This window comes from Pelomicrobium sp. G1 (assembly GCF_051905455.1).
In the GTDB taxonomy this organism is placed as follows: domain Bacteria; phylum Pseudomonadota; class Gammaproteobacteria; order Burkholderiales; family UBA6910; genus Pelomicrobium.
Genome location: NZ_JBQACR010000183.1, coordinates 1 through 353, shown reverse-complemented (window position 1 = coordinate 353; position 353 = coordinate 1). Strand labels below are relative to the sequence as shown.

At 61.2% G+C, this 353-nt stretch carries 1 protein-coding gene; it reads left to right on the top strand.

The window, feature by feature from the left end:
- Window positions 1-353 (top strand): nitrilase-related carbon-nitrogen hydrolase (locus ACTFO6_RS18085; RefSeq protein ID WP_439935784.1); only part of this gene is annotated, 353 nt, incomplete at both ends.

Here is a 353-nt window from a genome sequence, read left to right as displayed (position 1 = left end):
GTCGGCTGCCTGTGGAACGCAAACGTGCTGATCGACGAAACCGGCCAGGTCATCAACCATCACCGGAAGCTGGTGCCTACTTTCTGGGAAAAGCTAGTGTGGGCGACCGGAGACGGAGCCGGACTGCGAGTGAGCGACACCTCCCTCGGACGGATCGGCATGCTGATCTGTGGCGAGAATACCAACCCTCTCGCGCGATTCGCCCTAATGGCGCAGGGGGAACAGGTCCACATCTCGTCGTTTCCGCCGGTGTGGCCGGCCCACGATCCGCGCGAGGCCGGCGCCTACGACGTGTCGGAAGCGATTCGTATCCGGGTGCGAAACCATGCCTTTGAAGGAAAGCTTTTCAACAT